The 25182-nt window shown below is 75.2% G+C and carries 23 protein-coding genes; 11 read left to right on the top strand and 12 right to left on the bottom strand.

Annotation, left to right across the window (positions count from 1 at the left end; all coding sequences use genetic code 11):
- Window positions 1–5: 5 nt before the first annotated feature.
- Window positions 6–1220: an MFS transporter gene (locus LIX60_RS30520; protein ID WP_227962543.1), complete on the bottom strand. Its 1215-nt coding sequence runs from the start codon at window positions 1218–1220 to the stop codon at window positions 6–8.
- A gap of 443 nt (window positions 1221–1663) precedes the next feature.
- Here LIX60_RS30520 and LIX60_RS30515 point away from each other — a divergent pair, with 443 nt between their 5' ends.
- Both LIX60_RS30515 and LIX60_RS30510 read left to right on the top strand, forming a co-directional pair.
- A complete protein-coding gene (locus tag LIX60_RS30515) occupies window positions 1664–2284 on the top strand; it encodes an L-threonylcarbamoyladenylate synthase (RefSeq protein ID WP_227962542.1) in 621 nt (206 codons plus the stop codon).
- Window positions 2285–2420: 136 nt separating this feature from the next.
- Window positions 2421–3767: a jacalin-like lectin gene (locus LIX60_RS30510; protein WP_227962541.1), complete on the top strand. Its 1347-nt coding sequence runs from the start codon at window positions 2421–2423 to the stop codon at window positions 3765–3767.
- An 83-nt stretch (window positions 3768–3850) separates the two neighbouring features.
- Here LIX60_RS30510 and LIX60_RS30505 read toward each other — a convergent pair whose 3' ends face one another.
- Entirely contained in the window at window positions 3851–4027 is a 177-nt protein-coding gene (locus LIX60_RS30505) for a hypothetical protein (protein WP_019707889.1), read from the bottom strand.
- Between the two features lie 234 nt (window positions 4028–4261).
- Window positions 4262–5530: a transglycosylase family protein gene (locus LIX60_RS30500; protein ID WP_227962540.1), complete on the bottom strand. Its 1269-nt coding sequence runs from the start codon at window positions 5528–5530 to the stop codon at window positions 4262–4264.
- Between the two features lie 1384 nt (window positions 5531–6914).
- Here LIX60_RS30500 and LIX60_RS30495 point away from each other — a divergent pair.
- Both LIX60_RS30495 and LIX60_RS30490 read left to right on the top strand, forming a co-directional pair.
- Window positions 6915–8216, top strand: coding sequence for a sensor histidine kinase (locus LIX60_RS30495; protein WP_227962539.1), 1302 nt, complete (start codon window positions 6915–6917; stop codon window positions 8214–8216).
- Complete coding sequence (locus tag LIX60_RS30490; RefSeq protein ID WP_227962538.1) at window positions 8213–8884, top strand: response regulator transcription factor; 672 nt, start codon at window positions 8213–8215, stop codon at window positions 8882–8884. Before LIX60_RS30495 ends, LIX60_RS30490 begins: the two co-directional genes overlap by 4 nt.
- A 67-nt stretch (window positions 8885–8951) precedes the next feature.
- Here LIX60_RS30490 and LIX60_RS30485 read toward each other — a convergent pair whose 3' ends face one another.
- The 9 genes from LIX60_RS30485 to LIX60_RS30445 form a co-directional block, all read right to left on the bottom strand.
- Window positions 8952–10178 (bottom strand): serine hydrolase, encoded by a 1227-nt coding sequence (locus LIX60_RS30485; RefSeq protein ID WP_227962537.1) that lies wholly within the window; start codon window positions 10176–10178, stop codon window positions 8952–8954.
- Between the two features lie 305 nt (window positions 10179–10483).
- Window positions 10484–11323 (bottom strand): hypothetical protein, encoded by an 840-nt coding sequence (locus tag LIX60_RS30480; RefSeq protein WP_227962536.1) that lies wholly within the window; start codon window positions 11321–11323, stop codon window positions 10484–10486.
- Window positions 11324–11567: 244 nt separating this feature from the next.
- Window positions 11568–13442 (bottom strand): GMC family oxidoreductase, encoded by a 1875-nt coding sequence (locus tag LIX60_RS30475; RefSeq protein ID WP_227962535.1) that lies wholly within the window; start codon window positions 13440–13442, stop codon window positions 11568–11570.
- Window positions 13439–15010 (bottom strand): hypothetical protein, encoded by a 1572-nt coding sequence (locus LIX60_RS30470; RefSeq protein ID WP_227962534.1) that lies wholly within the window; start codon window positions 15008–15010, stop codon window positions 13439–13441. The genes LIX60_RS30475 and LIX60_RS30470 overlap by 4 nt, the downstream gene beginning before the upstream one ends.
- Window positions 15007–15696, bottom strand: a complete 690-nt coding sequence (locus LIX60_RS30465) for a FadR/GntR family transcriptional regulator (RefSeq protein WP_227962533.1) — start codon at window positions 15694–15696, stop codon at window positions 15007–15009. Before LIX60_RS30465 ends, LIX60_RS30470 begins: the two co-directional genes overlap by 4 nt.
- 186 nt (window positions 15697–15882) lie before the next feature.
- A complete protein-coding gene (locus LIX60_RS30460) occupies window positions 15883–16389 on the bottom strand; it encodes an NUDIX hydrolase (protein ID WP_227962532.1) in 507 nt (168 codons plus the stop codon).
- A gap of 78 nt (window positions 16390–16467) precedes the next feature.
- Entirely contained in the window at window positions 16468–16740 is a 273-nt protein-coding gene (locus LIX60_RS30455) for a FeoC-like transcriptional regulator (RefSeq protein ID WP_227962531.1), read from the bottom strand.
- A complete protein-coding gene (gene feoB / locus LIX60_RS30450) occupies window positions 16737–19028 on the bottom strand; it encodes a ferrous iron transport protein B (RefSeq protein WP_227962530.1) in 2292 nt (763 codons plus the stop codon). The genes LIX60_RS30455 and feoB overlap by 4 nt, the downstream gene beginning before the upstream one ends.
- A complete protein-coding gene (locus LIX60_RS30445; RefSeq protein ID WP_050363872.1) occupies window positions 19025–19252 on the bottom strand; it encodes a FeoA family protein in 228 nt (75 codons plus the stop codon). Before LIX60_RS30445 ends, feoB begins: the two co-directional genes overlap by 4 nt.
- A gap of 569 nt (window positions 19253–19821) precedes the next feature.
- On the opposite strand from LIX60_RS30445, the gene LIX60_RS30440 reads away from it, so the two are divergent.
- The 7 genes from LIX60_RS30440 to LIX60_RS30410 all read left to right on the top strand — a co-directional run bounded on the left by LIX60_RS30440 (window position 19822) and on the right by LIX60_RS30410 (window position 25174).
- Entirely contained in the window at window positions 19822–19980 is a 159-nt protein-coding gene (locus LIX60_RS30440) for a hypothetical protein (RefSeq protein ID WP_019707897.1), read from the top strand.
- Between the two features lie 101 nt (window positions 19981–20081).
- Complete coding sequence (locus LIX60_RS30435) at window positions 20082–21257, top strand: spermidine synthase (protein WP_227962529.1); 1176 nt, start codon at window positions 20082–20084, stop codon at window positions 21255–21257.
- A complete protein-coding gene (locus tag LIX60_RS30430; RefSeq protein WP_227962528.1) occupies window positions 21254–22552 on the top strand; it encodes an MFS transporter in 1299 nt (432 codons plus the stop codon). The genes LIX60_RS30435 and LIX60_RS30430 overlap by 4 nt, the downstream gene beginning before the upstream one ends.
- Window positions 22542–23147, top strand: coding sequence for a DUF6445 family protein (locus LIX60_RS30425; protein ID WP_227962527.1), 606 nt, complete (start codon window positions 22542–22544; stop codon window positions 23145–23147). The genes LIX60_RS30430 and LIX60_RS30425 overlap by 11 nt, the downstream gene beginning before the upstream one ends.
- Complete coding sequence (locus tag LIX60_RS30420) at window positions 23147–23812, top strand: DUF6445 family protein (RefSeq protein WP_227962526.1); 666 nt, start codon at window positions 23147–23149, stop codon at window positions 23810–23812. Before LIX60_RS30425 ends, LIX60_RS30420 begins: the two co-directional genes overlap by 1 nt.
- Window positions 23809–24495 (top strand): DUF6445 family protein, encoded by a 687-nt coding sequence (locus tag LIX60_RS30415; protein ID WP_227962525.1) that lies wholly within the window; start codon window positions 23809–23811, stop codon window positions 24493–24495. The genes LIX60_RS30420 and LIX60_RS30415 overlap by 4 nt, the downstream gene beginning before the upstream one ends.
- Entirely contained in the window at window positions 24488–25174 is a 687-nt protein-coding gene (locus LIX60_RS30410; RefSeq protein WP_227962524.1) for a pentapeptide repeat-containing protein, read from the top strand. Before LIX60_RS30415 ends, LIX60_RS30410 begins: the two co-directional genes overlap by 8 nt.
- Window positions 25175–25182: the final 8 nt, after the last annotated feature.

Here is a 25182-nt window from a genome sequence, read left to right as displayed (position 1 = left end):
TGGGGTCAGGTTCCGGGTGTGGCCGGTTTCCGGGTGACGTCGCGCAGCCGCGGCAGGCAGGCGAGCGCGAGCAGGGCCACGGCCGCCGTCACGAGGTAGAGCGTCCGGTAGCCGCCGAGCCGGGTCACCAGGGGCGCGGCCAGGACGGGGGCGAGCAGCTGGGGCAGGGTGCCGGCGATGTTGGCGATGCCCAGCATGGTCGCGCGGGTCTCCTCGTCGGGCAGCACCTGCGTGATGACGGCCATGTCGACCGCGACGAAGAAGCCCCAGCCGGCGCCGACGAGGACGGCGGCGGCCAGGACGGCCGGCACGGCCGGCAGCAGCGCCATCAGCACCGCGCCGCAGGCCAGGAGGCCCGCGCCGGCGGCGATGAAGGCGCGGCGCCGGCGCAGCCGGTCCGACAGCACACCTCCGGCGGCGGCGCACACCCCCGCGACGGTGACGTTGAGGAGGGTCACGGCCAGCACGAGCGTGCCGGGGTCGCCGGCGCCGACGGCGTCGTCGAGGTAGTAGTACAGGTAGAGCAGCACCAGTGCGTTGACCAGGTTCAGCAGGAAGCGGATCAGCCAGGCCCAGCCGAACTGCCCGCCCGGGCGGAGCAGAACCGCCCGCCGGGATCCGCGTGCCCGGACCTCGGGCGGCGGGCCGGACGCGGCCGGTTCGCGGTGGACGAGGAGCAGGCTCACGGCGAGGGCGGGCACGGCGACGGCCAGCGCCGCGTACCCCAGGGCTCCCTCGCCCAGGGCGACCGCGACGGCCGTGCCGAGGACGACGCCCGCGATCTGCGCGACGCCGAAGAAAGCGCCGACCGTGCCCCGCTGCCGGTCGGGCACCCGGTCGCCGAGCAGGGCGGCGAGCGCGGCCAGGGGGCCGTTCAGGCCGACCTGCACCAGGATCCAGCCGGTCATCATGCCGGTGGCCGAGGTGGCGTCCGAAAGCACCAGCAGCCCGAGCACGCCGACGCCGGTACCGGCCACGAACACCGGCCGGCGTCGTCCCCAGCGGCAGCGCAGCCGGTCCGAGACCGCGCCCCAGAGGGGATTGGCGGCCAGGGACGCCGCCGCTCCGTATCCGGTGACCAGGGCCAGCAGCGCTTCTTTGCCCTCCGGGCCCGCCAGGCGCCCGGCCTGGGCCGGCAGCAGGATCTGGATCGGGCCGAACCAGCCCGCCGCCACGCCGGCCATCGCCAGCACATAGGCGGTGACCCACCTCCGTCCCACCCGGGGCGGTGCGGTCTCCTCGGCCGCGGAAGGCGTGACGGGCGTCCTGTGCGCGGCCTCTTCCGCGGGTCCTCCGCCGGAGGGCGTTCCTCGCCCGACCATGCCCGCATCACCCGGCCGTCTCTTTGGTCGATCATGTGATCCAGCAAGATGGCAGCGTAGGGCCGGGAGGCCGGGCTCGGCCAGTGAGCGGACGGGTCTTTCCGGCGAGGCAACCGCCCTTCCGCGCGGCGGCGTTGGCCGGGCCGCGGTGCACGGACCGGTGCGGGACGGGACCGCGGGGCGCCTCCGGCGGAGTCGGCGGGGGCGCCGGAGCCCCGGCCGCGCACGGGGACGGAGCCCGGCCTTCGCGGTCCTCCCTGCGCACCGGCCGGCCCCGCCGCCGTAAGCCCGCGAGCGGCCGCCGGCCGGGCACATGCGTTCTGATCACGTAGGGTCGGCGAATGGCGAAGTATTTCGATGTGCACCCCGAGAACCCCCAGCAGCGCACCATCGGCACGGTGGCCGACAGCATCCGCGCCGGTGCGCTCATCGCTTACCCGACGGACTCCTGTTTCGCGCTGGGGTGCCAGTTGGGCAACCGTGACGGCATCAGCCGGATGCGGTCGATCCGCAACCTCGACGACCGTCACCACTTCACCCTGGTCTGCCGGGACTTCGCGCAGCTGAGCCAGTTCGTGCGTGTCGACAACGACGTGTTCCGCGCGATCAAGGCGGCGACTCCGGGCAGTTACACCTTCATCCTTCCCGCCACGAAGGAGGTGCCGCGCCTGCTGCTGCACCCGAAGAAGAAGACGGTGGGGGTCCGCATCCCCGACCACGTGGTGACGCAGGCCCTGGTCGCCGAACTCGGCGAACCGCTGCTGTCGACCACCCTCCTCCTGCCCGACGAGGAGGAGCCGCTGACGCAGGGCTGGGAGATCAAGGAACGGCTCGACCACGTGGTGGACGCCGTGGTGGACTCCGGCGACTGCGGCACCGAGCCGACCACGGTCATCGACTTCTCGGACGGCGTGGCCGAGATCGTACGCCGCGGAGCCGGCGACACCGCGCGCTTCGAGTAGCGGCCCGCGCGGAGGCGGCGAGCCGCCCCTGCCGCGGGCCCGGCCGGTCAACCCCTCTTGTGCCAAGGCGAGTTGGCGAGGAAGGTGATCCTCCGTCCCCGCCCGGCCCCACCATCCCACGGGAGGGTCTCCCCTCATGCGCAGACTGCTCGGCACCGTCGCCGCCGGTGTGATCGCCCTGACCGGCCTCGCCGCCCCCGGACCGGCGCCCGCCGCGGCGGCCGGCCCGTCCGCGGTCCCCGGCACCGCCCCGGCCGGCGGCTCCTTCACCGTCCTCACCTACAACATCGCCGGGTTGCCGCTCGGCCTGAGCGACAGCGATCCGGCGGCCAACACCCCGCTGATCGGCCAGCGGCTGGCGCCCTACGATCTCGTGAACGTCCAGGAGGACTTCAACCACCACGCCGCCCTCTACGCCCACGACACCCATCCCCACCGCACCCCCACCAGCGGCGGTGCCGGGATCGGGGACGGCCTCAACACCCTCTCCGACCACCCCTTCCAGGACTTCGAGCGGGTCCGCTGGAAGGACTGCACCGGCACCGACTGCCTCACCCCGAAGGGCTTCTCCCTCGCCCGCGTCCGGCTTGCCGAAGGCGTCCACGTGGACCTCTACAACGTCCACACCAACGCCGACGTCACCGAGCCGGCCCTCGCCGCACGCAGGGCCAACATCCGGCAGCTGTCGGACTTCATCCGCACGCACTCCGCCGGCAACGCCGTCATCGTCATGGGTGACACCAACACCCGCTACACCCGCACCGGCGACACCATCCGCACCCTGACGGAGGCCAACGGCCTCACCGACGCCTGGGTGGAGCTGGTGCGTGGCGGTGCCGCGCCCGCCCCCGGCAGCCCGGCGCTGGTCTGCGACAAGGCGGCGCCCACCGACACCTGTGAAGTCGTCGACAAGATCCTCTACCGTTCCGGCCCGCTGGTGAACCTGACCGCCACCCGGTACGGCAACGCATGGCGGCGGTTCCTCGACGCCGAGGGCGGGCATCTCTCCGACCACTATCCCCACAGCGCCGCCTTCGGCTGGTCGCTGCCCGCCGACCGCCGCGCCGGCGACCTCTTCGGCGGCCCGCACGGCACCGCCTTCAACGACGCCGGCGCACTCCCCGCCGTGCCCCGGGTCCGTACCCTCACCCTGCGCGGCGGCGCCCGCCTGGACTCCGTCGCCCTCACCCTCGACGACGGCACGGTCCTCGCCCACGGGGGCACCGGCGGCACCGCCGCCTCCCTCGCCCTGGCCGAGGGCGAGCACCTCACCTCGGTGACGCTGACCCGCAGCCGCAAGGACGGCCGCACCCGGATCTTCTCGGCGGCCTTCACCACCGACGCCGGCCGCACCCTCTCCGCCGGCACCGCCGCATCGGACACCGCCACGTTCACCGCCCCCGCCGGCTGGCGGATCAGCGGCTTCACCGGACGGGCGGGCGACGAGATCGACAAGCTCGGCGTGATCTACACACCGCGGTGACCACGGCACGCGCGCGGATGCCGGGCGGCCGCCTTCACGGCCTGCCCGGCATCCGCGTCCGCCGCCGGCGTCCGCGCCCGGCGTCAGCGTCTGCGGCCGCCCCGGCTCAGGCCGCTTCCGATGCCCGCCACGTGCAGGGCGAGCAGGCCCAGTCCGAGCAGCATGAGATTCGTGGACGAGAAGACGTCGTTCGTCGAGAGATCCGCGGCGTTGATGAGAAACGCGATGAAGAACAGAACCGCCGCTGCGATACCCAGCATGGTGCCTCCCCTGGAGATGTGGTGAACACCGTGTGCCCCCGGTCGCCGGCCGGACACCCCCGCACCCGTGCGGGGCCCGTACCGCGCGCCTCGGGCGGCAGGTGTTACGGGGCCGAAGCGCGGGAAAACCCGGCCGGGTTGAGTCGCCGGGGCGCGGAGCGGGAAGGCCCCGGGAGGCGGCCGCAGCGCGCGGACGGCCGCCCCCCGGGAGTTTCTCCGTGCCCCGTCAGCCCGTCAGCCCGTTCCGCCGGAGCGCAGCGGGCCCAGCGGGTCGGTGTCCGAGCCGTAGGCGGGGCTGGTCCGCACCTCGAAGTGCAGGTGCGGGCCGGTGGTGTTGCCGCTGGAACCGGAGTGGGCGATCAGCTCGCCCACCCGGACGTGCCGGCCGCGGTGCACGGTCGTGGAGGCGAGGTGCGCGTACTGGGTGTAGAGGCCGTTGGTGTGCCGGATGACGATCTCGCGGCCGTACGCGCCGCTCCAGCCCGCCGACACCACGACCCCCGCGGCCGCCGCCCGGACCGGGGTGCCGGCCGGGACCGCGTAGTCCACGCCGGTGTGGCGGCCGCTCGACCACCACCGGCCCCGGGCCCCGTAGGGCGTGCTGACGGGAGCGCCGACCGGAGGCGCCCACCGGTTGCCGCCCGGCTTCCGGGCGCCGGTACGGGAACGGGCTCCGGGGCGGGAGTCCGCGCCGGAGCCGGAGCGGGCGGTCGCGCGCCGGGCGGCCGACCGCGACGCCTTGCCCGGCTTCTCGCGCCGCGGGGCCTCCGCGGACCGGCTCGCCCGGCCACCGGGGACGACCAGCCGCTGGCCGGGCAGGATCAGGTCCGGGTCGGGGCCTATGGTGCGGCGGTTGGCCGCGTAGAGGCGCTTCCAGCCGCCGGCGCCGAGCCGCTGGGCGATGGCTGACAGGGTGTCCCCCGCGGCCACGGTGTAGGCAGCCGTCCGCCGGCTGCCGGACCCGGTGCCAGGTGCGGCGGGGGCGGTGGGGCGTGAGCGGGGAGCCGCGGTGGAGCCGGCGGCCTTGCCGTCCCGGCCGCTCTTGCTTTCCCGGGCGTTCCCGCCGCGGCTGCTGCCGCCCGCCCCGGCCTCCCTGCCGGCTCCGGCCGCCGCCTCGCCGCCGCCGGAGCGGGTCAGCCCGGCCCGCCGCGAGCACACCGGCCAGGCGCCCGGGCCCTGGCCGGCCAGGACCGCCTCGGCCACGCTGATCTGTTGGGCCCTGGTGGCCAGGTCGGCGCGGGGGGCGTGTGCGGTGCCGCCGTAGGCCTCCCAGGTGCTCTGCGAGAACTGCAGTCCGCCGTAGTAGCCGTTGCCGGTGTTGATGTCCCAGTCGCCCCCGCTCTCGCACCGGGCGACCTTCTCCCACACCCCCGCCCCGGCGGCGGTGGCGACGCCGCTTCCGGGGAACGGCAGGACGGCGACGGCGCCTCCCACCGTCAGGGCGAGACACACCGGCAGGATCCGGCTGGGCAGACGACGGCGGTGAACTCCTCCAGCGGCCATGGGCCTTGGTCCTCTCCGCTACGCGTTCAGGGCTCCCGTCCCGGGTCGGTTCCCGGGGCGGACTGGTCCGAGTAGCGCAGCCGTGCCCGGCCGGTCACAAGGCGCACGGAGCCGCGTCGCGGGCCGTGCGCCGCCGTGCGCCGCCGGCCGGGTCCGTGATGCTCCGTCAGCGGGGAGGGGGGCGGGCGCACGGCCGTCGGCGCGGGGCACACGGCGGGGCGGTTCGCGGCGGCAGTGCCGGTTTCCCGGCTGTCAACCCCGTGGGCCGGCGGACCCGGGCCGGACGTTCCGGGGGCCTGCGTGTGCCGCCGGCGCCATTCCCCGCGGAGCCCCGGGAGAGGCGGGGGTATTCGGGGGCGCCGGCCGGCCCGCGTCCCGCGGAACGGATTTCCCCGGAAAGGCCCGCGCCGCGGCGGACCGGCCGGCCGGGGCAATTGCACCCGGTGCGGCGGTCTTTCGGTGGGACGGCCGGGGCCGCGGCGGCGGCCGTCGTAACGGGAAGACGGTGAACCGTGAACTTCTCCTGGTGATCCCGGCAGTCCGGGAGTGCCGCGGCGGCCGTCCCGCGCGGGCCCGCCGGGGGGATTCCCTCCTCCCCCGGCGCGCCAAGGCCCGCAGCCGTTCCGGCCGTTCACCGCCCGGTACTCCCCCGGCGGCCCGTACACGGCCGGCTCCCGCCGTGCGCCCGGGTGCGGTCCTCACCGCCCATTCCGGCGGAAATGCGGGAACGCGGCGGCGCGCACCGCCGGGAACCGGGCAAATTTTCGATGCTCCGGCGCATGGCGGGCTTCGGCCGGCCCGGACTATCCTGGAGGCTCCGCCGGTCCTTTCGCACGGCTGGAGTCCGCCCGCGGCAGCGGTAATGCCCGCGTTTTCCTTTCTCCTCGTCCCTCCCTTCTCCGGCGTGCCCGCACGCGATACCGGCGGTCGCCGCCCGGACCTTCCCGCCGCTCCGCCCAAACAGCCGGCCTGCTGAACGGGGTGGCCGTGCCGGGGGACCCGGCCGTCCCACGACCGGCGCGGCGCACCTACGCCGGGCGTCCGGGGCGGTGCCCGCGGGACGGCGGGCACCGCCCCGGCCGGCGGCATGCCCCGGCCGTGGACGGCCGCAAGCCGGGGGCGTACACCGTGCCGCCGTGCGCGAGGGAACGCCCTCCCGGGCAACCGGCTCTCCCCGATCCGGGATCCGCTCCGGCCCTCCGCTCCAGCCCTCCGCTCCCGCCCGGCCGCGCGGGCACCGGCGGAGCCCGGGCCGCCGGCTCGTCCCCGCCGCGTTGCCGGCTCCTTCCTCCTTTCGGATGAGCACCCCGCGGAGGAGGGCGGGCCCGCGGGCTCAGCCCTGAGGCCCCGTCAGGCCGCCGAAGGGCGCGCTAACGTTCGGGCCATGGCGTTCATCGACGCGCTCGCACGGCGCCAGCTCTCCCCCGCCGCCCTCGACACCGTGCTGGCCGTGGTGTTCGCCGCCGGAGGACTCGCCGCCCGCGAGGACGCCCCGGCCGAGTACGTGAAGGAACCCGGGCTCGCCGGAATCCTGCTGATCCTGCTCTCCACCCTGCCGCTGGCGGCGCACCACCGCCGGCCCCTGCCGGTCCTGCTCACCCTCGCCGCGGCCGTGCTCGCCCTGCGGGGGATGGACTACGCCCGGCCGCTGGTCGGGCCCTGGGGCGGCCCGTCCGTCGGGTTCGTGCATCTGGCGCTGGCGACCGGGGTGTTCCTCACCGCGCTCAGGTCCGGCCCCCGTACCGCCGCGTGGGCGGGTTTCGCCCTGATCCCGGCGGTGGCCGCGGCCGAAGCCCTGTTCATGCCCGCCTACCGGCTGCCGACCGCCGTGACCGTCATCGTGCTGCTGACGGGGGCCTGGGCGCTGGGCCGGCTGTTCATGGCGCGCCGTCTGGCGGCGCGGGAGGCGCTGCTGCGGGCCGCGGCGGTCGAACGCGAGCAGGCGGCCAACGCCCGGGCGGCGCTCGCCCGCGAACGCACCCGCATCGCCCGCGAGTTGCACGACATCGTCGCCCACAACGTCAGCCTGATGGTCGTCCAGACGATCGCCGCCGGCCGGGTGCGGGAGCGCGATCCCGGCACGACGCGGGACCTGCTCCGGACCGTGGAGGAGACCGGCCGGGCGACGGTGACGGAGCTGCGGCGGCTGCTGGAGGTCCTGCGGACGGACGACGAAGCGGAGCGGGACCCCACCCGCGAACCGCCCCAGCCCTCCACCGAGGCCATCCCCGCCCTGGTGGAAGCGGTGCGTGCGGCCGGGCTGCGGGTCGACTTCAGCCGCACCGGCACCCCCGCGCCGCTGCCGGCGGGCTCGGAGCTGACGGCCTACCGCGTCGTCCAGGAGGCGCTGACGAACACCCTCAAGCACGCCGGCCGGGCCCGCTGCCGGCTCGCCGTCGACTGGCAGGAGGCTCCCCGCCTGCTGCGGCTCCACGTCTGCGACGACGGCGGGCGGCCGGGCGGCGGACCACCGCTCGCCGCGCCCGCGGCGGAGGGCGCCGGGCACGGTCTCACCGGTATGGCCGAGCGCATCGCGGCCGTTCAGGGGACCCTGCACACCGGGCCGCGGCCGGGCCGGGGGTTCTGCGTCCATGCGACGATCCCCGTGCCCGGTCCGGAGCCGGGCCCCGTGCCGGGCACCCCGGCCGGTCCCGCGTCCGCCATCGCGCCGGGAGGCAGCCCGTGACGTCCCCGGTCCGTGTCCTGCTGGTCGACGACCAGCCCATGATCCGCACCGGTTTCCGGCTCATCCTGGAGGCCGAGCCGGACATCGTGGTGGCCGGCGAGGCCGCGGACGGTGCCGCCGCCGTCGAGGAGACCGCGAGGCTGCGGCCCGACGTCGTCCTCATGGACATCCGGATGCCCCGCCTGGACGGTGTCGGGGCGACCCGGCTCATCACCGGCTCCGGCGCCCGCAGCCGCGTGCTCGTACTGACCACCTTCGACCTCGACGCCCATGTGGTCGACGCGCTGCGGGCGGGTGCGAGCGGTTTCCTGGTGAAGGACGGCCCCGCGGACTCGCTCGTGGAGGCCATCAGGACGGTGGCCGCCGGCGAGGCGGTGCTGTCGCCCCGGGTGACCCGCAGGCTCCTGGACCGCTTCGCGCGGCTGCCCGGCGACGAGCCCTCGCCGCCGCAGGGCCTGCAGGTGCTGACGGCGCGGCAGGTGGACGTCCTGCGGGCCCTCGCGCAGGGGCTGTCCAACGCCGAGATCGCGCAGCGGCTCTCCCTCAGCGAGACGACGGTCAAGACGCACATCGGGAAGATCTTCGACAAGTTCGCCCTCCGCAGCCGCGTCCAGGCGGTCATCCTGGCCTACGACACCGGTCTCGTCTCTCCCCGGGAGGGTTCCTGAGCGGGCCCGGCCCGAGTACGGGGCGGAGAGCCGGGGACCACCGTGACAGCGGCACCCGGCAGCGCCGTCACCCAGTGCCGCAGAGCGCGTGGTCGATCAGGTCGGCCGCCTCGTCCCCGGCCGGTGCGGGCACGCCCGGCTGCGGCACCATGGTCTGGGTGTTGACCGAGACCATGACGCTCCGGGTGCCGTCCCCGGTGACGCCGTTGCGCGTCTTGAAGCCCGGGATGTCGCCCCCGTGGAACCAGGCGCCGCCGCACGAGGTCGGGGCCCACATCAGGCCGAGGCCGTAGCGGACGCCCGGCCACGCGCCGTCGAGGCCCCCGGCGGGTACCGTCTTCTTCATCTCGTCCAGTTCGGCCGGCCGCAGCACCTTTCCGCCCAGGAGGGCCCGCAGGAAGCGGTTCCCGTCCTCGGTGGTGCTGATCATCTCCCCGGCGGCGCCGCCCCACGACGGGTTGCCGACGGTCACGTCGACGGGCTCGCTCCACCGGGGGTCGGCCGGGTCGGCCTCCAGTCCCTTCTCGGCGAACCGCTGGTAGCCGACGGCGTGCGGACCGGGGATGAGCGGGAAGGTGTCCGGGGCGTAGGTGTGGCGCAGCCCGAGCGGTTCGATGATGCGGGTGCGGACCTCGTCCTGCCAGCTGTGCCCGGTGGCCCGCTCCACGATCATGCCGGCCAGCGCGTAGTTGGTGTTGGAGTAGCCCCAGTCGGTGTCCGGCGGGAAGACCGGGGCGTGGCGCATCGCCAGCCGGACGGCCTGCTCCGGCCGAACCGTCCTGAACCGGTTGGGCCCGTACTCCTTCTCCAGGAACAGGTACGGCAGTTCACGCACGTAGTCGTGCAAACCGCTCGTGTGCCGCAGCAGCATCCGCACGGTGATCGCGCGTCCGTCGTTGCCCCGGCCGGAGACGAGACCGGGCAGCCAGTGGTCGACGGTGTCGTCCAGGGAGAGCTTGCCCTCGCCGACGAGTTGCAGCACGGTCGCGGCCACGAAGGTCTTGGTGAAACTGCCGACGCGGAATCTCGCTTTCCAGGGCACCGGCGTCCCGGCTTCGGTGTCGCCGAAGCCGCTGCGCACCTTCACGGTGCCCCGCGGGGTGCTGAGAGCGGCCAGCACGCCGGGAGCGCCGAGGCGGAGCAGTGCGTCCGCGTCGCGCTGGAGTGTCGCGGTGCCGGGGCGGTGACCCGCCTCGGCAGTGCCCCGGCCCGCCGTCTCCGGTGCCGCGGCCGCCTGTCCCGTGACGCCCAGCACCGCGGTCACGGCCATCAGAATTGCCAGTGGTTTCCTCATGCCGGGAACGCTATGCGGGGCGGCGGCGCACGGCGTCCGCCCGGACAACGATCTCCGGGCGCCGTTGCGGGGGTACGAAAGGACGGTGCCGGGGCCGGCCCTCCCACCGGGGGATGACGTGCTCCGGTGCCACCGCCGGGACCGGCCGGCGGCGGCCGGGGCGCGGGGCCGGGGCGGCCGTCGGCGTCCGTGCCGGGGCCGGGCCCCGACGGCGCTCCTGCGGCCGGGGCCCGGCCCCTGCCGGTCTCGTAGCGGGCCGGGACCGGCTCTGCCCAGACCGCCCGCCGGAACCGTGAACTCCCTTGTTATGGCGCCTCGTTGAGCCCACAGGTGCCGAGGGCCTCCAGCCCCTGGGGCCGCTCGCCGCCCTCGCGGTCGATGGCCTGTCCGATGCGGTCGAGCACGGCGCCGCGCTTGTCCTCCAGCGGGCCCAGGATGGCGTTCCGCACGAAGTCGGGGCCGCCCTCGCCCTGCGAGCGGATCAGCCGTTCGTTCGCCTCCGCGATCTGCTGCTCCAGGCCCGCCAGTTCGCGTGCGATCTGGGACTGCGCTCCAGCCGGTATGGCGTCGGGAAGCTGGGAGCGCACGTCCGGGCAGTCGACGCTCGCCGCGCCCGCCCCGGAGGCCCCTTCCTCCGGGGCCCCGGCGCCGTTCTCCTCACCGCCGGGCGGCGCCTCCTGGTCGCCGCCGTCGCCACCCTGCTCACCGGCCCCGGCCGACAGGCCGCAGGGGGCCAGGGCCTCCAGCCCTTCGGGCTTCTCGGCCACCCGGCCCACGGCCGTCTCGATGCGGTTCAGCGCCGCGGTGCGCTTGTCCTCCAGGGGACCCAGGATGGCGTTCTGCACGAAGTCGGGGCCGCCCTCGCCCTGCGAGCGGGCCAGCCGGCTGTTCGCCTCCGCGATCTGCTGTTCCAGGCCGGCCAGTTCGCGGTCGACCTCGGCGCGGGCCTGTGCGGGGATCTCCGGCAGCCGGCCGTCCGTCGACGGGCAGCTGATGACCTGGGCGGCGGCCTGCCCGTCCGGCGCGGTGCCCTCCTGCCCGGCGAACGCCCCGGTCACGGCCACTCCCCCGGCCACCACCGCGGCCCCCGCCAGCCCGAGGACCATCACCCGGTACTTTCGGTTCCTGCCCCTTGCTCGCGACATGTTCACCTCTCGGTCCTTCACTGACAGGAGACGGGAGCCTGCCCGCGGCCGGACGTGTGCGTCCGTGGCCGGGGCCTCCCGGTGCGACGCCCGCGGCCGGAGCGGAGAGCCGGACCGGACCGGAACCGATCCGGAACCACGCCGCCGGGGTGTCGCCCCCGTCCATACGGAGCGGAGGCGGCGAACGCTCATCCCGCCGTGCCCGGCCGTCCCGGAAGCGGCCGGGCACGCGGAGTCCGGCCGCTCAGCCGTCGGCCGGCGCCCCGCCCGCGCCCCCGCGCTCCACGCAGGCCCGGGTGACGGCCAGCGCGGCCGCCATGATGCTCAGCTGCGGGTTCACCTCGGGGCAGCTCGGCAGGACCGACGCGTCCGCGACCAGCACACCCCGCACCCCTCGCAACCGGCCCTCGTGATCCGCCGGGGAGCGCTGCGGGTCGCTCCCGGCAGCGGCCGTACCGCTCGGGTGGAACGCCGACAGGTGGAGCGCCCGCGGACCGCCGCGGGCCAGCGCCGCGTCGAGCCCGTCGAGGGAACGGGCCCGGGGGGCGGCCGGAAGGCCCGTCAGCACCTCCTCGGCGCCGGCCGCGAACAGCACCGCGCCCATCGCCCGTACGGCACGCATCAGCCGGTCCCCGTCGCGGCGGTCCAGGTCGTAGCGGACCAGGGCCCGTTCACGGCCCAGCACCCGTCCCGACGGGCGGTCACCGATCATGGCGCCCAGCGTCGCCAGATGGCCGCTCTCCTCCAGCTCGCGCCGCAACTCCCGTCCCGCGCCCGGCAGGACGAAGCTCCCCATGCCCGGCGGCGCGGCGGTCGCCTCGATGAGGATGCCGTCCCCGTGCAGTTCCTCCACACCCACGCTCTGCAGGACGCCGGGCCCGGCGGTGACGTCCTCCGCGAACCGTCCCGCCACGCTCGTCGCCGGGTGCACACTGAGGTTCCGGCCGAGCCGCGGATGCCCGCCCAGGCCCGAGCGCCGCAGCAGCAGCGGTGTCTGGACGGCTCCGGCGGCGACCACCACCAGCGGTGCCAGGATCTCCGCCTCCCCGCCGCCGCGCCGCCGCAGACGTACGCCCGCCGCGCGCGGACCGCCGGGGGTGTCGGGGTCCACCAGGATCCGCGACACCCGGGCTCCGGTGACGATCCGGGCCCCCGCGGCGCAGGCCCCGGGCAGCACGGACAGCTGCACGCTCTGTTTGGCACCGCTCGGGCAGCCCGCCACGCACGCGCGGGAGCCCCGGCAGCCGGGCGCGTTGCGGCGCAGCGGTGCCGCCCGCCAGCCGAGCCGCTCCGCCCCGGTGAGCGCCAGCCGGCCGTTGCCTCCCAGGACGTCCAGGGGCTGGCGGGCGACCCGCAGGCTGCGCTCGGCCTCGTCCAGGAAGGGGCCGAAGCCCTCGGCGAGACGGAACCCGAGGCCGTCGCTCCAGCGGCGCAGCACGTGGTCCGGGGTGCGGTAGCACGTGCCCGCGTTGACCACCGTGGTCCCGCCCACCGCGCGGCCCTGCGGCAGCAGCACCGGGGGAACGCCCACGGCGAAGGAGGAGCCGCCGTCGCGGTACAGCCGCGTGAACCGTTCCAGCGGCGGGCGGGCGGCGAACCAGCCGGTGGTGTGGTGCTCGCCCTCCTCCAGGACCACGACGGACATCCCCGCCCGTGCCAGGGTCCGCGCGGCCATGGCGCCCCCGGCTCCGGAACCGATCACGACGGCGTCGGCGGTGGTGCGGGCCGGCCAGTGGGCGGCGGGGGTGCAGTCCAGCGGGGGGTCCGGCGGCGGGGCCGGGGCGGCGCCCGCGGGTCCGGGCCCGTGGTGGAGCATCCGTTCGGTGCCCCCGGCCAGGATGACGGGCATTTTCACCACGTCGAGCAGGGCCGTGAGCCCGGGGCGGGCGGCCAGCGGGGCGAGCACCGTCTCGCGCTCCCCGGCGGTGAGGGCGCCGAGCCGCCGCCCGGTGCGGGCCAGGGCGTAGCCGTCGGCGGCCGCGGCGGCGGCCCGCAGTCCGAGCCGGGCGTGGGCGGGCATGGCCGCGACGGCGGCTTCGAGCCGCTCCCCCACGCCCGCCGTCCAGGGTTCGGTGCCGTCGTCGGCGAGGAGGGCGGCGGCGAGCGCGTGCAGGCTCACCGGCTGCCCACCTCCGCGTGCGCGGTGCCCGCCAGCGTCCACTCCTTTTCCGGGCGCCAGTGGCCCCACCAGCGTTCCAGGAGGATGCGGGCGTCGGCGGTCTCGCTGTTGCGGCAGACGGAGAGGCTGCCGTCCGGGTCCCGGTACTCCAGCGCGAGAGTGCGCCCGGGCGGCTGGGTGACCTGGACGCGGATGCGGCGGAGCCCGGCGCGGCCCGTCACCGTCCAGGTGGGCAGGCCGATCCGGGCGCGGAACCGGCCGGGGCCCGCCCAGCCCGCCGCGGAGCGCTCGGCCCGCCGGGGCCAGGTGCGGCCGCCGTGCCGGAGGCGCAGGAAGACCAGCGGGGGCAGGCGGCGCAGCCCCGGGCGGGTCGAGACGGCGGCGACGATCTCCAGCACGCCGTCCTTCCCGAGGTCCGCGTGGAGCCAGGCCCAGCGGCGGGCGTTGCCGTGCCCGTAGATGCGCGCGGAGGCGCCGGGGGCGGCGCGCAGGGCGAGGGTGCGGCCCTCGTAGGAGAAGACGCCGTCGTACGAGGCCCGTGCGGCGGGCAGCATCTGGGCCGCGGGGAGAAAAGGGCGGCGCCAGGACCAGCGGGGGAAGGTGAACAGCGGTGGTTCCTCGGCCCGTTCGGCGAGGTCCCAGGAGAAGCCGCCGGCCCGGCCCGCCAGCCGGCCGGGGACGGCCAGGACGCCGCCGGCGGTGAAGCCTTCGTCCGGGGCGGGCCCGTTCCCGGCTCCGTAGGTGCTCTCCGCTTCCGGCTCGCGGACGGACCCGCCGGCCGGCGCGCCGGTGGTCTCGCCGGCGGGTGACCGCCCGGGCCACGGTACGGGCCCGAAGCGGGCGTGCCGGACGGGCCCGTCCTGGGGGAAGGCCGCCGCCCAGCCGTGCGCGTGGGGACGGGAGCCGTCGGTGGGGGCGGTCAGTTCGTGGTGGAGCCAGATCCCGGTGCCGGTCGCCGGGTCGGTGAGGGTGGTGTACCAGACCTCCGTTCGCCCGGGGGTGCCGTCCCACCGGGGGGCGAGGTGGCGGCCGTCCGCTTCGGGGCTATCCGCCCCGGGGCCCTCCGGGGTCTGTGGGCCGCCCGGGGTCTGTGGGCCGCCCGGGGTCTGCGTGTTCCGCCGGTCCGCCGGGCGCGGGAAGCGGAAGCTCGCCAGGAACGGCAGGAGTCCGGAGGCCAGGGGAAAGCGCAGGGTGCCCTCGCCCACGCGCGCCCCGTCCTCGTACAGCGTGAACGGCAGCCGGGTCATCGAGGTGAGGGGGTGGGCGGGCGTCACCGACTTCCAGCCGTCCAGGAGCAGCCGGCGGTCCCCGGCGGTGAACGGGAGGCGGTAGCGGATGCGCCGCCGGGCGAGCGGGGAGATCTCCAACTCGCCCGTGGCCTGCGGGTCGTCGGCCAGGCCGGTGATCCGGACGCGGCCGGTGAGCCCGGCGCGGGTGGTGGCCCAGGGGCGCAGCACGCCGTCGGCCCGGGCGTGCAGGTCGAGGCGTATGCGCCGTGGCGGCTCGCGGCCGTCGAGGCGGACGGTGCCGAGCATCGTCTCGCTGAAACGCGTCTCCCGCGGGCTCATGAGTCCTCTCCCGCCAGCATGATCCGTTCGGTGGCGGCGAGGTACTCACCGGCCGCCGCGTGGGCGGCCCCGCCGTCGCCGGCCACGACCGCTTCGACGACCGGGGCCAGCCGGTCGTGCGCGGCCGCCGGGTCCCCGAAGGGCGCGGCCAGCGCGGAGCGGATGGGCAGATAGGCCTGGAAGAGGGTGTTGGTGAGGAGGACGTAGACGCGGTTGCCGGTCGCCCTGGCCAGGGCCCGGTGCACTTCGACGTCGGCGAGCTGCACGGCGTCCGCGCCTTCGGCCGCGGCCACCGCCGCCAGCAGGGCACGGAGCCCGTCTCTCTGGGCCTCGGTGGCCCGGACGGCGGCGCGTTCGGCGATCAGCGCGCCGACGGCGCGCCGTACTTCGAAGATCTCGCCGATCCAGCCGGAGCTGTGCCGCACGAGCATCGGCAGCAGGTCCGCGCCGCCCAGGCGGGCGTAGTCGCGGACGCGGGTGCCCACGCCGTGCCGGGTCTCCAGGAGTCCGGCCTGGGCCAGCCGGCCGAAGGCGTGCTTGAGGGTGGTGCGGGTGACGCCGTAGCCGTGCGCCAGTTCGCGCTCGGGCGGCAGGTAGTCGCCCACCGGATGACGGCCGGCGAGGATGTCCTCGCGCAGCCGGTCCTCCAGTACGTCGACGATGGTCTGGCGGGGCAGCGCCTCCACGGCATCCCTCCCGGAGCGTTGACCCGAGCCGAATTGGCTCAGTGGATGAGCCACTCAACCAACAGCCCACCGCCCCGGTCAACCCTTCCGGTACGGACGAGGGATGACAGCAGCGCTTCCTCGCAGGCACGGCCGGGTGAGGGGGAGCACTGGGCGATCCCCGCCACCCGGCCGGCTCTCCCGCGCTCAGACGAACGCCCCCGGCACCAGCTCGCGGTAGCGGGCCGCCGCGTCGAGGCTGTCGGAGACGAAGGGCCACTCCTCCAGCGCACGGTTCAGGGCTGCCCCGGACAACCACGTGTGACCGGCGATCTCCGCCGGATCGGGGGCGATCCGCTCCGGTTCGACGACCGCCTCGTGCACCGCGAACCAGTACGGGGACAACTGCCCGTCGCACAGGAACCGGAACACCGGCCGCACCGGCGCGCGGACCCCCAGCTCCTCGTGCAGCTCCCGAGCGGCCGCGTCCTCGTACGGCTCCCCCACGCCCACCGCCCCGGCTATCAGCCAGCTGTACTCCCCGGGGAAGCGGGAGCTGTTCTCGGGGCGCCGGTGCACCAGGTAGCGGCCCTCCGGGTCCCGGCACAACACCATCGACATGCGGTAGAGCCACCGGTTGCGGATCGCGTCCCTCCTCCCCACCACACCGATGACCCGGTCCTGTTCGTCGACTCGTTCGACTCGTTCGTCCATGCCGCGATCCTCCACGATCGGGATCCACCGCAGCGTCCCTCTCGCCCGGAGGGGCGGCGGCTCCGGGCGGGCCCGGTGTCAGGAGCGCCGCGGGCGGACGCCGATGGTGATGAGGGCCGGGGCGCTGCCGGGGGTTCCCGTGGTGCAGCCGGACGCCATCGGGCAGCTGCCGCAGCCCCGGGGCGGGCAGCCGGGGGTGATCTCCTCGCGGGTCAGCCGTCCCCGGGACACCCAGTAGTCGAGCATCGCCGACGCCTCGTCCCGGGACACCCCGGCCTCCCGGGCCACGTCGTCCAGGGTGCGGGCGCGGCCCTCCGTCACCGCCGTGAGCACCCGGCGCAGCGGGCTCATGTGATGAGCCTTCCCACCTGGAACACGGCCACCGCCAGCAGCCATGCCATCGCCATCATCGTCACCATGCTCCAGAGCGTCAGACGGCGGCCGATCACCGAACTCTGCGCGGCGACCGTCGCCACGCACGGTGTGTAGGCCAGCAGGAAGACCATGAAGGCCAGGGCGGCCGCGGCGCCGTGGCCGCCGGAGGAGTGGTCGAAGGTGCGCCGCAGCTCCTCGCCGAGCGTTCCGGGTTTCCGGCCGTCGGCCGGCTCCTCCGTGCCGTAGGTCTGCGCCATCGTCGAGACCACGGCCTCCTTGGCGACGAAGCCGGGGATCAGGGCCGCGGAGGCGTGCCAGTCGCCGAAGCCCGCCGGGGCGAACACCGGGGCGACCGCCCGCGAGACCCCGCCGAAGGCGCTGTCCTCGACGGCGACCCGGCCGAAGCCCCCGTCCGCGCCCGCTCCGTCCTGGGCGGCGCCCAGCGGGATGGAGGAGAGCAGCCACACGGCGGCGACCGTGGCGACGATGACGCCTCCCGCGGTCTTCAGGAAGGCGGCGAGCTTCTGCCAGGCCTGGGTCGCGACGACCCGCGGCAGGGGCAGGCGGTAGGGCGGCAGTTCGAGGACGAGGGCGTCGGCGCGCGCCCCCCTGAACAGCAGCGGACGCAGCAGCAGTCCGGCGCCGACCACCAGCAGCACCGACAGCACGTACAGGAAGAACACCACCGTCCCGGCGCTGCTGCCGAAGAAGACGCCGGCGATCAGGATGTAGACCGTCAGCCGCGCGCTGCAGGTGACGAGGGGCAGCACCATGCCGAGCAGCAGCCGCTGCCGCCGGTCGCCGAGGATGCGGGCGGCCGAGAGCGCGGGGACGTTGCAGCCGAAGCCGACGATGATCGGCAGAAACGCCTTGCCGGGCAGGCCGATCATCCGCATCAGGCGGTCGACGAGGAACGCGGCGCGCGCCATGTACCCGGAGTCCTCCAGCAGGCCGAGGAGGACGAACATGATGACGATCAGCGGTGCGAAGGACAGCAGTTGCCCGACGCCCGGAACGATCCCGTGGACGACGAGCCCCGCGAGCGGGCTGCCGTCCGGGTCCCCGGTGAGCCGTGCCGCGAAGGTGGCGACGGGCCCGGCGAAGAAGTCGGAGAGCCCGGTCTGCAGCGGGGCGGCGAGGGTGGTGGTGGCCTGGAAGACGGCCCACATCGAGGCCAGGAAGAGGGGCAGGCCGAAGAGGCGGGAGGTGAGCACCCGGTCGACGCGGTCGCTGCGGGTGGCGCGGGCGGTGCCGGCGTCTCCGCCGCGGTGCACGGCGGCCGCCATCACCCGGTGCACCCATGCGTAGCGGCCCTCGGCGAGGAGGGTCTGCACGTCCCAGTCCTCGTCGTACGTCTCGTCCCGCGTGCCCGCGCCGCCGCGGGTGCCGTCCTCCCCGGCTCTCTCCTGGCCGGTGCCCTCCTCTCCGGTGCGGCCGTCCGCCACGGGCCGGGCCCCGGCCTCCAGCCGCTCCCCCAGCCGCGCCGCCAGTGCCGGCACCTCTTCCGGAACGCCGGGCACCCGCGCACCGCTGAGCAGCCGCAGCGCGATCCAGCGCGCGGGGCGGCGTTCGCCGGGAGCCTGCCGCGCCAGGGCCCGGAGCAGGTCCCGTACGGCCGACTCGACGGGCTCGCCGAGGGAGGCCGGAGCCGGCACCTCCCCGCGCCGGTGAGCCCGTTCGACCGCGGCCGCGAGTTCCGGCAGGCCGCGCCCCTCCCGGGCGGACACCGGCACCACCGGGGCACCGATCCCGGCCGCGAGGGCGGCGTCGTCGATCCGCAGACCCCGCTGCCCGGCGATGTCGGTCATGGTGAGCGCCACGACGAGCGGCACACCGGTGTCCTTGAGCTGGGCGCAGAGGTAGAGGTTCCGGGCCAGATTGGCCGCGTCGAGAACCGCCACCACCACATCGGGCCGCTCGGCCGGGTCCGCGGAGACGAGAAGGTCCTGGGTCAGCTCCTCGTCCGGTGAGGCGGGGACGAGGCTGTACGTGCCGGGGAGGTCGGTGACCGACATGACGTGTACCCCGGCTCCCCCGGCTCCCCCGCTTCCCCGGGTCGCCGGCCGCCAGGTGCCGGAGGCGACCTCGACCGTCTTGCCCGGCCAGTTGCCGACCTTCTGGCGGGCGCCGGTGAGGGCGTTGAACAGGGTGGACTTCCCCGTGTTCGGGTTGCCGACGAGGACCACGCGGAGGGGCGCGTCGTCGCGGGCCACCGTCGCGCCGGTGGCCGCGGCCGCGCCGTGGGCCTCACAGCAGGGCTTCATTCCGGCGCTCCGTGGACGACGAGTGCCGCGGCCGTGCGGTTGTCGAGCGCGGTCCGGGTGTCACCGTGCGCGACCACGAGCCCGCCCGCGAGGCCGCGGGCGAGTACGCGCAGCTCGGTCCCGGGGACGAAGCCCAGTTCGAGCAGGCGCAGCCGCAGCTCGCGGTCGGCCGCGATCCGGCGCAGCCGGACGGGCTCGGAGGTCCGCCATTCGTACAAGGTCACGGTTCGACCCTTCTTCCCGGCCGGGAGCCGTCCGACAGGGGCGGAACACGGCCCGGCCCTGGCCTCACCTGGCCTGAGGTTAGGCATGCCTAATGTACGTCCGGGCCGGGGGTGATCCGGCGGGACCAATGGCCCTGATGAGCGGGCCGGCCGGCCCTGCCCGGAGCCGGGCCCCGCGGCCGTGAGCGGGGCACGGCACCGGTACCTCCCGGGCGCGGCGCCCGGAGTGACGGGTCCGGATGTGCGGCACGCCGGCGATCGCGCGGGTGGCCGGATCCGGCCGCCGGGCCACCGGAGCGGGTACCGCCTGCCGCCGCTCCTCCTTCCCACCCGGCACTGCCGCATCTGGAATCACACGCCCCGATTCCCGGGTGCCCGATATCAGGAGAAAGGCCCCATGCGCCCGGCCCTGCCCTGCCGCGGCGGCCTCTTGCCGATCGTCCGCGTCTTGGGCATGATTCGGCCAACCGTCCATGGAACGCCGAACTGCCTTGTACACAGAGGCAGTTGGGCGGTCCGGCGCCGGCGCAAGCGAGCGATGCGAGTTCCCTTTTCCGATAGGAGAGCACATGGCCGAGCACGCGCAGAACGACGAGCCCCTGTTCGAGGAGTTCGACCACGCGGTGTACTCCCGCTGTTCGAACAACAACATGCCGATGTTCGCGACCTTCGTCCCGCTGAGCGAGGACGAGCAGGCCGAGGTCGACGACGTGCTGGCACTGTCCTGACCTGCCCGCGTCCGCTAGTCGCTCGGGGACCGCTGGTGCGAGCTCGCCTCGCGCGCCGGCGGTCCCCGACCGTGGCACCGTGACCGCCTGCTAGGAGTGGAATGTACAGCGCGTCCCCCCTGCTGCTGAGCACCTCGGCCACCCTGCTCGCCGGCGACCGGGTCTTCGTGGGGAACCAGCCCGACGACTTCGCGGTCGGCCCGCTGGCCGGCCCGGCGGACACGGTCTGTGTGCTGGGCCTGGGGTACGGCGGATCGCTGCGTCCCCTGCTCGCGGCGTCACCCGGGAGCCGCGTCACCGCCGTGGACCTCGACCCGGACATGGTGACGGTGACGCGCGCGCTCTTCCGGCAGCACTTCCCCGGGACGGACTTCCGCACCGTGGTGGCCGACGCGTCCGCCTTCCTCGACGGCAGCGAGCGCTACGACCTCGTCGTGATCGACGTCTACGCCGGCGAGTCGTACCCGGACTTCCTCCTCACCGAGCCCTTCTGGCGCCGGGTGCGCGGCGCCGTCGCGCCGGGCGGCACGGCGCTGCTGAACGCCTGGGGACTGCCCGAACACCTGCGGCCCCTCGCCCCGCCGTCCCCCCAGCACGTGCTCGCCGGCCTGCTGGCCCCCCTCTGGCCGCACGCCGCCTACCTCTCCTGCCGCCGCAACATGACGGTCGTCCTCCGGGACACCCGGGAAGACGTCCCCGCCGGAACGGTCCGCGGCGCTGAGGCGGGCCGCGGCGCCCGGCTCTCCCCTACGGACGAGGCCGTGCTGGCGCTGCAACGGCTGCGGCTGGCCCGCGCGGCGGACTTCCGCGTGGCCGCGGACCCGCCCGAGGGCGGCGACGCCGGCGGGGCGGTGCCCCGCACCCCGGAGCAGCTGGACGCCGAAATGGCCCGGCGCTGGCCGGAGATGCTCTCCGAGGTCCGGGCCCACGCCGAGGCCGCCGGTGCCGACGCCTCCGTCGTGGGGACCCGGGAGTTCTACCTGCGCCGGGAGGTGGCGGTCCCGACGACCCTGGAGCTCGCCCGGCGCGGACACCCCGCCGCGGCCCTGCTGCCCACCGTCGCGGCCGCGCTCACGTTCGGCGGGGACACCTCGCTCGGGTGGTACGGCGACTGGATCGCCGAGGAGGCGGAGTCGCTGGCCGTGGAGCATCCGGAGTGGCTGACCAGGACCGCTCTCCCCCAGGCCCTCGCCATGGCCGCCAACCCGCTGGTGCCCGAGTGGCCCTGGACGAACCGCCTGCTGAAGCGGACGAGTGCCGTGACGGCCGCCTCATGAGCGCACCGGCTCCTCCCCGGAAGTCGTCACTGCCGTCACGGTTCTGGCTCTTCTGGTCCTGTCTGACGGCGGGCAGCCTCGCGGACGGCATGACGCTCATCGCGCTGACCTGGGCGGCGGCCACGGTCACCGACAACGCCTTCTCCATCGCGCTGGTCGCGATGGCGGAGCGCCTGCCGTGGCTGCTGTTCGCGCTCCCCATGGGCGCCCTCGTGGACCGGCTGCCCAGGGTCGGGCTGATGGCCGTCACCGGCGCCGCGCGGGCCGCCGCCATGCTGGTGCTGGGGGTGCTGCTCCTGGCCACCGACGTACCGGTGGCCGTGCTGGCGCTCTTCGCCCTGTTCTTCGGAACCACCGAGGTGGCCTACGGCGTCGCCGCCGACACCGCGGTTCCGCTGCTCGTCCCCGGGCAGGGCCTGGCACGGGCCAACGGCCACGTCCGGGCCAGCCAGATCCTCTCGAACGACTTCGTGGGCCGGCCGCTCGGCGGCCTGCTCCTCAAATCGGGGCTGGCCGTCCCGTTCCTGGGCAACGCCCTGCTCAACGGTGCCTCCGCCGGGGCGCTCCTGCTGATGCGGCGCCGCGTGAACGACCCGCCGCCGCCCGCGCCCGCCGGGAACGGCTCGGTCCGGGCGGAGCTGGGCGCCGGCCTGCACCTGGTGTGGCGGGACCCGCTCCTGCGCGTCCTGGCGGCCAGTGCCGTGGTCCTCAACAGCTTCTACGCGACCATGCTCGCGGGCCAGGTGCTCTTCGTCCGCGAGACCCTCCGCCTCGACGCCCTCGGCTACGCGCTGCTGCTCTCGTGCGCGGCCCTCGGCGGCGTCGCCGGCAGCCAGTACGCGCGCCGGCTGCTGGACCGCTGGGGCGTCGAGCGTTCGCTGACGGCGGCGCTGTGGGCGATGGCGCTGTGCTTCCTCGGCGTCGGTCTGATACCGACCGTGCCGGTCGTCGTCGGGCTGTACACACTCGCCTCCGCCGGCGTGGCGCTCTGGAGCGTCACCACGCTGACCGTACGGCAGCTGGCGGTGCCCGACGCCAAGCTCGGCCGGGTCAACGCCACCTTCCGCACGGTGACGTTCGGAATGAGCGCCGTCGGCATGCTCCTGGGCGGACTCCTCGTCGAGGCCGCCGCCGGACCACTCGGGTTGCGGGACGCCCTGCGGGTCCCCTACCTGGCAAGCGGCGCGGCGTATCTGCTGCTGGCCGGATTCCTCCGGCTCCGCCTCGGGGACGGCCGCATCGTCACAGGGAAGAGAGGAGAGTCCGATCGACAAGACACTGCAGGTGGTCGATGACTTCTACGCGGACCCGGACCGGGTGCGCGCCCTGGCCCTGGAAAGGGGGGACTGGTCACCGCAGAAGACCGACGAGGGCCGTACCTACGACGCCGAGACCTACAACTCCTTCGCCGGGCGCGGGGTCGCCGAAGCCTTCGGCGAGATCCTCGGCATCCGCGTGCGGTACGAACCGGCGGTGATGGGTTTCGGCGTGTTCGCCTTCACCGGGGAGTCCGCGAACGTCCCGCTGACCACCCACTACGACGACACCGACTGGGCGGGCATCGTCTACCTGGTCCCGCCCGGCCGGTGCGACGGCGGCCTGTCCTTCTTCCGGCACCGCGACAGCGGCCTCCTGGGCCCGCCGGACGACGCGAAGGCCGTGGAGCTCGGCTACGACGACCGCGAGCACTGGATGAAGGACGTCTATTTCCCGGACAAGGTGCGGCCGGAGGCATGGGAGGAGATGTCACGCGTCAGCATGGTCTACAACCGCCTGGTCCTGCTGCGCGGCGGCACCCGCTTCCACCGGGCGAGTTCGGGCTTCGGCACCAGCCCGGCCGACGGACGTCTGACCCAGCGCTTCTTCTTCGACGAAGAGAGGGCCTCGTGATGCGCAGCAGACTGATCGTCGTCGACGACTTCTACGCCGACCCGGACAGCGTGCGGGCCGCCGCGCTCCGCTCCGACTTCAAGAGCGCGAGCCGGTACAACTACCCGGGCTGGCAGAGCAACAAGGCACTCAGCACGGACGCGCTCCAGCGGGCGATCGAGCGGATCGTGGGGTCGGCGGTCCACGTGGACGGGGACCGGCTCACCTGGGGCGGCTTCCGGGTGATCACCGAGGAGACCGGGCGGGCCACCAAGGTACACGCCGACACCGCGGTCGACTGGGCCGGCATGGTCTACCTCACCCCCGGCGCGCCCGCCGCCGCGGGCACCGGGTTCTTCCGGCACCGGGAGACAGGGTTCAGCCGGCCCCCCAGCGACCGGGTGGCGAGGTCGCTCGGGTTCGCCGACGCCGACGCCTTCGAGGAGGGCGTCGCCCGGCGCGACATGGCCGACCTCGGCAAGTGGGAGCTGACGGACTGGGTCGCCCCGGTCTACAACCGGCTGGTGCTCTTCCGCGGCTGCGAGCTCTACCACGCGCCGCTCGGCGGGCTGGGGGACCGTCCGGCCAACGCGCGGATCACCCACAACTTCTTCTTCAACGAGGTCCGTTCCGTCCCCGGCGCGGTGCGCCGGATACCGGCCCCGGCGGAAGCGGCGGCGCGGTGACCGCCCCCCGCGTCGAGCGCGCGCTCGGCGGCGACGTCCTGGTCGTCGACGGCTTCTACCAGGACCCGGACCGCGTCAGGGAGCTGGCCCTCGCGGCCGAGTACCGCGGCTTCGGCGAGGCGGCGAACTTCCCCGGCCGGGAGAGCGTCAAGGCCTACGCCTCCGACGGGCACGCCCGGCGCCTGGCGGAGATCGTCGGCGCCCCCGTCTTCCACGACCCCCGGCAGCTGGTGTTCGGCAAGTTCCGGATCGCGACCCGGTCCGACTCCGGGCAGACCCGCGTGCACCTCGACTTCGTCGACTGGACGGCCGTGGTCTACCTCTCGCCAGCCGAACACGCCCGGGGAGGACTGGGGTTCTACCGCCACCTACCCACCGGCCTGGACCGGGTCCCGGCGGACGGTGAGCTGGCCCGCTTCAGCTGCCGGAGCAGGGAGGAGTTCGACGAGCGGTACGTGCTGCGGGACACCGCCTCGGAGGACCGGTGGGAAATCCTCCACGAGGTGGAGCTGGCCTACAACCGGTGCGTCGTCTTCCGAGGGGGCCGCCTCTTCCACGGCATCACCGAACTGTTCGGCGACGCCCCCGGGGAAGGCCGGCTCACCCAGAACTTCTTCTTCATGGAAGGCGAACCCGCCCGGGCCCCACGGACGGGTGACGAGAGGAGCAGAACCCGTGCATAGCCTGCTGGATGTGGTGCTGGCCGAGGTCGGCGACGACACGGCCGGCCCCGGCGGCTGCGGCCTGCTGCCGCTGGACGGCCGGCTGCGGGGGCCCGCCGGCACCGACCCGGTCCTCGCCTCCCCTCTGCCCGCCGCCGGAGTGCCCCTGGCGCGGACCGCGGCCGAGGTCGCCGCGGCCGGCCTGGGCATGCGGACCCTGGCCCTCGTCGTCAAGGAGGAGACCGGCCTGCGCACGCTGGCGCTCGTCGACGGCTGGCTCCTGCTCCGCGGCCACGGCGCCGGAACCGACCTGCGCGGCGCGGACCTGCGGGGCGCGGACCTGACGGGGGCCCGGCTGACCGGCGCGGACCTCTCCGGCGCCGACCTCTCGGGCAGCCGGCTGGAGAGCGCCGACCTGGCCCGCGCCGGCCTGCGCTCCGCGGACCTCTCGGGAGCGACGCTGCGCCGTGCCAGCCTCTTCGGCGCGGACCTCACCGAGGCCGACCTGCGGCGCACCGACCTCCGCCACTCCGACCTGCGCGAGTCCACCTGCCGGCGAACGGCCTTCCGCGGAGCGGACTTCTGGTCCGCGTACGTCTGGGACGTGTCCTTCGACGAGGCGTTCACCGAGGGTGCCGACATCGAGCGCGCGGACTACCGGGGGACGCACCTGCCCAAGCCCGTCAACGCCCGCGTGTGAAGGAGCAG

This window comes from Streptomyces sp. S07_1.15, assembly GCF_020739505.1.
In the GTDB taxonomy this organism is placed as follows: Bacteria; Actinomycetota; Actinomycetes; order Streptomycetales; family Streptomycetaceae; genus Streptomyces; species Streptomyces xinghaiensis.
The sequence above is the reverse complement of the archived record's forward strand: the minus strand, read 5'-3'. Positions and strand labels throughout refer to the sequence as shown.

What these genes read in the sequence shown, in the direction of transcription:
- LIX60_RS30480 (WP_227962536.1), bottom strand. Translation starts at nt 11,323, where the DNA reads ATGTCGCGAGCAAGGGGCAGGAACCGAAAGTACCGGGTGATGGTCCTC.
- LIX60_RS30455 (WP_227962531.1), bottom strand. Translation starts at nt 16,740, where the DNA reads ATGAGCCCGCTGCGCCGGGTGCTCACGGCGGTGACGGAGGGCCGCGCC.
- LIX60_RS30440 (WP_019707897.1), top strand. Translation starts at nt 19,822, where the DNA reads ATGGCCGAGCACGCGCAGAACGACGAGCCCCTGTTCGAGGAGTTCGAC.
- LIX60_RS30470 (WP_227962534.1), bottom strand. Translation starts at nt 15,010, where the DNA reads ATGAGCCCGCGGGAGACGCGTTTCAGCGAGACGATGCTCGGCACCGTC.
- LIX60_RS30460 (WP_227962532.1), bottom strand. Translation starts at nt 16,389, where the DNA reads ATGGACGAACGAGTCGAACGAGTCGACGAACAGGACCGGGTCATCGGT.
- feoB (WP_227962530.1), bottom strand. Translation starts at nt 19,028, where the DNA reads ATGAAGCCCTGCTGTGAGGCCCACGGCGCGGCCGCGGCCACCGGCGCG.
- LIX60_RS30505 (WP_019707889.1), bottom strand. Translation starts at nt 4,027, where the DNA reads ATGCTGGGTATCGCAGCGGCGGTTCTGTTCTTCATCGCGTTTCTCATC.
- LIX60_RS30495 (WP_227962539.1), top strand. Translation starts at nt 6,915, where the DNA reads ATGGCGTTCATCGACGCGCTCGCACGGCGCCAGCTCTCCCCCGCCGCC.
- LIX60_RS30515 (WP_227962542.1), top strand. Translation starts at nt 1,664, where the DNA reads ATGGCGAAGTATTTCGATGTGCACCCCGAGAACCCCCAGCAGCGCACC.
- LIX60_RS30430 (WP_227962528.1), top strand. Translation starts at nt 21,254, where the DNA reads ATGAGCGCACCGGCTCCTCCCCGGAAGTCGTCACTGCCGTCACGGTTC.
- LIX60_RS30435 (WP_227962529.1), top strand. Translation starts at nt 20,082, where the DNA reads ATGTACAGCGCGTCCCCCCTGCTGCTGAGCACCTCGGCCACCCTGCTC.
- LIX60_RS30420 (WP_227962526.1), top strand. Translation starts at nt 23,147, where the DNA reads ATGCGCAGCAGACTGATCGTCGTCGACGACTTCTACGCCGACCCGGAC.
- LIX60_RS30500 (WP_227962540.1), bottom strand. Translation starts at nt 5,530, where the DNA reads ATGGCCGCTGGAGGAGTTCACCGCCGTCGTCTGCCCAGCCGGATCCTG.
- LIX60_RS30510 (WP_227962541.1), top strand. Translation starts at nt 2,421, where the DNA reads ATGCGCAGACTGCTCGGCACCGTCGCCGCCGGTGTGATCGCCCTGACC.
- LIX60_RS30485 (WP_227962537.1), bottom strand. Translation starts at nt 10,178, where the DNA reads ATGAGGAAACCACTGGCAATTCTGATGGCCGTGACCGCGGTGCTGGGC.